Origin of the sequence: Curtobacterium luteum (genome assembly GCF_014646995.1) — a bacterium.
Taxonomy (GTDB): Bacteria; Actinomycetota; Actinomycetes; order Actinomycetales; family Microbacteriaceae; genus Curtobacterium; species Curtobacterium luteum.
Genome location: NZ_BMOI01000002.1, coordinates 1 through 5,167 on the forward strand (window position 1 = coordinate 1; position 5,167 = coordinate 5,167).

The 5,167-nt window shown below is 70.2% G+C and carries 5 protein-coding genes; all 5 read right to left on the bottom strand.

Annotation, left to right across the window (positions count from 1 at the left end; translation table 11 throughout):
• Positions 1-254: 254 nt before the first annotated feature.
• Positions 255-1,241, bottom strand: a complete 987-nt coding sequence (gene ccsB / locus IEY20_RS03315; protein ID WP_175329467.1) for a c-type cytochrome biogenesis protein CcsB — start codon at positions 1,239-1,241, stop codon at positions 255-257.
• Positions 1,242-1,243: 2 nt separating this feature from the next.
• A complete protein-coding gene (gene resB, locus IEY20_RS03320) occupies positions 1,244-2,962 on the bottom strand; it encodes a cytochrome c biogenesis protein ResB (RefSeq protein WP_175329552.1) in 1,719 nt (572 codons plus the stop codon).
• A gap of 64 nt (positions 2,963-3,026) precedes the next feature.
• Positions 3,027-3,725: a cytochrome c biogenesis CcdA family protein gene (locus IEY20_RS03325; RefSeq protein WP_175329553.1), complete on the bottom strand. Its 699-nt coding sequence runs from the start codon at positions 3,723-3,725 to the stop codon at positions 3,027-3,029.
• Positions 3,726-3,769: 44 nt separating this feature from the next.
• Positions 3,770-4,390, bottom strand: a complete 621-nt coding sequence (locus tag IEY20_RS03330; protein WP_175329468.1) for a TlpA family protein disulfide reductase — start codon at positions 4,388-4,390, stop codon at positions 3,770-3,772.
• Positions 4,387-5,043 carry a histidine phosphatase family protein gene (locus IEY20_RS03335; RefSeq protein WP_175329469.1) on the bottom strand — a complete coding sequence of 219 codons (657 nt, stop codon included), beginning with the start codon at positions 5,041-5,043 and terminating at the stop codon, positions 4,387-4,389. The genes IEY20_RS03330 and IEY20_RS03335 overlap by 4 nt, the downstream gene beginning before the upstream one ends.
• Between the last annotated feature and the right edge of the window lie 124 nt (positions 5,044-5,167).

Here is a 5,167-nt window from a genome sequence, read left to right on the forward strand (position 1 = left end):
TCCGGCGAGCGGTCACGAACCGTCGGTCGGCGGGCGCCGGAGCGACAGTTCGTGACCGCCGGACGGTCCACCACCGGAGCGTCGTGACCACCCGCCGTCCGCGCGATCGGACGGGCATATGGCGCGCTCGGCCAGCCGCCAGCAGACCAGGCGGACAGCCGGCTCGCGCGGGCACAAACGGACGGGAGGCGCGGTGCCGACCGGCACCGCGCCTCCCGTCAGGTCGTGGCCGCGTCAGCGGACCCCGCGCCGGCTCACAGACCCGAGTAGCTGTGCAGGCCCTTGAAGAACACGTTCACCACCGAGAAGTTGAACATCACCGCGCCGAAGCCGATGAGCGCCAGCCACGAGGACCGCGCACCACGCCAACCACGGGTCGCACGAGCGTGGATGTACCCGGCGTAGACGACCCCGATGATGAAGGTCCAGACCTCCTTGGTGTCCCACCCCCAGTACCGACCCCAGGCCCGCTCGGCCCAGATCGCACCGGCGATGAGCGTGAACGTCCAGAGGACGAACCCGACGAGGATGACGCGGTAGCTCAGGACCTCGAGGCGATCGGCGTCCGGCAAGGTCTCCATGAAGCGGAGCTTCTTCGACACCGGACGGCCCTGGCGGTACGTCTGCACCAGCTGCGACACCGCGAGACCGGCGCCGAGCGCGAAGAACCCCGTGCCGGCGATGGCGACGAACACGTGGATGACGAGCCAGTACGACTGCAGCGCCGCCACGAGCGGGACGACCGGCACGTAGTAGTTCACCGTCGCGATGCCGAGCAGGATGAGGGTCAGCCCGGAGATGAAGACGCCGAGGAACTGCAGGTTCTGCCAGAGCTGCACGCCGAGGAAGATGAGGACGATCAGCGCGGTACCGGTCAGCGAGAACTCGAACATGTTGCCCCACGGCACCCGGTCGGCCGCGATGCCCCGGAGGACGACCGCGCCGATGTGCAGGATGACGCCGAGGATCATCATGGCCATGCCGACACGTTCGAACTTGGTGCCGCGCTTGGTCGGGTCGGCGGGAGCGCCGGTGTCCACCTTCTCGAGCACGACCGTGCCGCCGCGGACCGTCGCGACGGTCTCGGCGGGGGCGGCAGCGGGCGCCGTGGCGGCCTGGACCGCCGCGACGTTGCCCGCACGCTTCGCCATGTCGAGCGCGAACGAGATGAACGCGATGACGTAGACGGCCATCGCCGAGTACGTCAGGACGACCGAGTAGCTGGCCAGTGTCGCGGTCATGTTCACTGGGGAATCCTAACTCCGAGGTCCGACATGTGCCGCTGCGCGATGTCCGCGACGGCCCGTTCCAGGTTGGGGTCCTCGCCGCGGGCGAGACCCGCGTACTCGAGGTCGTACTCGCCGTGCTCCGCACCCTTCCGGGGCACCGCCTTCACCCACACACGCCGGCGGGGCACGAAGAGCGAGGTCAGCAGCCCGAGTGTGGAGAGCAGCGCGAAGCCGCCCACCCAGAGCTGCGACGGGTCGTGGTGCACGTCGAGCGAGACGTAGCGCTTCACCCCGTCGAACGTGATCGAGCCGGCACCGTCGGGCAGCTGCTTCGTCTGCCCGGGCTTCAGCTGGACCGAGGCCGCGTCGGCACGGGTGCCGGCGATCTCCTTCAGGCCGCTCGTGTCCAGCGTGTAGACGCTCTGCGGGACGCCGTCGTCGAGACCGAGGTCGCCCGTGTAGACCTGCAGGCTGAGGAGCGGGTTCTCGGTGTCCGGGTAGGCGCTGCGGAAGGCGCCCGTGGACATCTCTTGCGCGGTCGGGTAGAAGAATCCCTGCAGACCGAGCTGGTCCGGCTCCGCGTCCGGCACCTTGATGACGCCGACGGAGGTGTAGTTCGCGTCCTGCGGCAGGAACGGCACCACGTCCTTGAACGCCACGTTCCCCTTGCCGTCGCGGACGGTGACCTGCATCGCGTACCCGTTGCCGAGCAGGTAGACGTTCGTCCCGCCGATCGACACCGGGTCGTTCACGCCGAGGCGCTGGGTCTTCGAGACACCGCTCTTCGTGGTCGTCGTGACCGTGGCGTCGTAGTCGAGCGCCTGGCCGAGGGCGTTGAGGTTCGTCTCCTCGTACTTCGTGACGAACTTGTCGAGCTTCAGGTTGTAGCCCTGCAGGTCGGACTGGCGGAACCAGCGGCCCGGGTTGAACGAGTCGTACGCCACGAGACTGTTCGAGAAGGTCTGCCCCTCGACGAGCAGGCGCTGTCCGGTGAAGCCGAACCCGCCACCGACTCCGACCGCGACGAGGACCCCGACGAGGGCCGCGTGGAACACGAGGTTGCCGGTCTCGCGGAGGTAGCCGCGCTCCGCGCTCACCGAGTCGCCGAAGCGCTCGACGCGGTACCCGGAGCGCTTCAGGAGCGCCATCGCACGCGTGACGGCGTGGTCGACGGACGGGAGGCCCGTGGCGGCGTCCGTCCCGTCGGCCGCGGTGGTGACGCTGGTCGCGTCCACCGGCACCGACCGGAAGCCTGCGAGTCGGCCGAGCCGGACGGGGGTCTTCGGCGGGCGGGTGCGGAGGGCCTGCCAGTGGTGCTTCGTGCGCGGGACGATGCAGCCGATCAGCGAGACGAAGAGCAGGAGGTAGATCGCCGAGAACCACACCGAGGTGTAGGTGTCGAAGACCTGGAGCTTGTCGAGCACCGGGTAGAGCGCGGGGTGGTCGGCCTTGTACTGCACGACACCGTTCGGGTCGGCGGTGCGCTGCGGCACCAGGGACCCCGGGATCGCCGCGAGCGCGAGCAGCATGAGGAGGAACAGCGCCGTGCGCATGCTCGTGAGCTGCCGCCAGAAGAACCGCAGGTACCCCACGAGGCCGAGCTTCGGCTGCGCGACCTCGGCACCGCCGGAGTCCGTGCGCTCACGCGGAGCCGGAGCGCTGTCGACGTGGTCGGACGGTCGCTGCGGGTCGGAGACGAGGTCGGTGCCCTCTTGGTCGTCGCTGCCGTCCAGGGCGTCGGGGCCGGCCGCGGCGTCGGGGCCGACCGTGGCGTCGGGGCCAGCCGTGGCTTCGGGGTCAGACTGCCGGGACAAAGCTCTGGATCACCGCCCCGAGGCTCGACATGACGGCCGACCAGATGCCGGTGACCATGAGCAGACCGATGACGATCAGGATCGCTCCTCCGATGATGTTGACGGTGCGCATGTGGCGCTTGACGGCGCGGATCGCCCCGGTCGCCCAGCCCGCACCGAGCGCGACGAGGACGAACGGGATGCCGAGACCGAGGCAGTACGCGACCCCGAGCCACATGCCCTGCCAGGCGCTCCCGGACTGCACGCTGAGCAGGTTGATCGCAGCGAGCGTCGGGCCGAGGCACGGCGTCCAGCCGAGACCGAACACGATCCCGAGCAAAGGCGCGCCGACCAGGCCGGTCGCGGGGGTCCAGCCCGGCTTGATGGTCCGCTGCATGAACGTGAACCGGCCGACGAAGACCAGGCCCATGAGGATGACGACGACGCCGAGGACCTGTGTGATGAGGTCGCGCCAGCGCACGAGCCAGAACCCGAGCGCCCCGAACACCGTCGTGTACGCGACGAAGACCGCCGTGAACCCGAGGATGAAGAGCAGGACACCGAGGACGACCCGTCCCTTGCGCTGCCCGCCCTCCGCGACACCGCCGACGTAGCCGAGGTAGCCCGGCACGAGCGGGAGCACGCACGGGGAGAGGAACGACACGAGCCCGGCGAGCGCGGCCACGGGCAGCGCCACGGCCATCTGGCCGCTGAGGATCGCGTCGGCGAAGGGGTTGCTGGCCACGGTCAGGAGGCCTTGGCCTTCCCGGACAGCTCGTCGCCGACCAGGGTGTCGAGGATCCCGGGGCCGTCGACGGCGCCGAGGACGCGGGCCGCGACCCGGCCCTCCTTGTCGAGGACGATGGTGGCCGGGACGGCGTTCGGCGCGACCTGGCCGGACATCGCGAGCTGCATCGCGCCCGTGCTCGCGTCGAGGACGGTCGGGTAGTCGGTGCCGAAGGTGCGCTCGAAGGCCTCGGCCGTGCCCTGCTCGTCGCGGACGTTCACGCCGATGAACTGCACCTGGTCCGAGGAGTACTTCGCCTCGACCTTGTCGAGGTACTTCGCCTCGGCACGGCAGGGCGGGCAGCTGGCGTACCAGAAGTTGACGACGACGACCTTGCCCCGGAGCGCCTTGGACGACAGTCGCTCCCCCGTCATGCTCGTCACGTCGAAGGAGATCGGGTCGGTCCGGTCCGCGGCGGCGACCTCGGTCACCGCGCCGTCACCGGAGATGTAGTTCTGCGTGGTGCCGTTGCCGTACTGCTTCGTGAGCGCGTCGTTGCTCGACGAGCACCCGGTGAGGGCGAGGGCGGCGACGACCGCCGTCGCCGCGATGGTCGCGAGTCGCTTCCTGCTGGTGCTCACACTGCTCCTTCGTCGATCGCGGCGGCCCGCAGCCGTTCGGCCGGGTCCGCGTACCCGACCTCGGTGAAACGACCGGTCGGCGTGGCGGGCACACGCTCGAGGGTCGTGATGCTGGAGAGGTCGCACCGCCGCTGCCGCGGGTCGTGCCAGAGGTGCTCGCCGACGAGGCGGCGGTGCACCATCCAGATCGGGAGCTGGTGGCTCACCAGGACGACGTCGCCGTCGTCGACGCTCTCCCACGCCGTCGCGACGGCCGCGAGCATGCGGTTCGCGATCGACTCGTAGGCCTCGCCCCAACTCGGGCGGAACGGGTTCGCGATCCAGGGCCACTCCGCGGGACGGCCCAGCGACCGCTTCGTGAACCCCGGGGGCTGCCCTTCGTACCGGTTCGTCGGCTCGATGAGTCGTTCGTCGAGCGCGACCTCGAGCCCGTAGAGGGCCGCCCACGGCCGCGCGGACTCCTGCGTGCGCTGCAGCGGCGATGCGACGATCCGGCGGACGTCGACACCGGCGTCGTGCCAGGCGGACGCGGAGGCTGCCGCCATCTGCGTGCCGAGTTCACTCAGCCCGAAGCCCGGGAGCCGACCGTAGAGGACACGGTCGGGGTTGTGCACCTCGCCGTGACGGACGAGGTGGACTCGGGTCGCGGGCATGGCCTCCAGTCTAGGTCGCCCGAGCGTTCCCACCCCCCGCCCAGGGAATTCACGGCTGCGGGGACGTTCAGCCCAGGTGCCCCGTGAGACGCCCGTGGATGGCCACGGATCCGGTGTCGAGGTT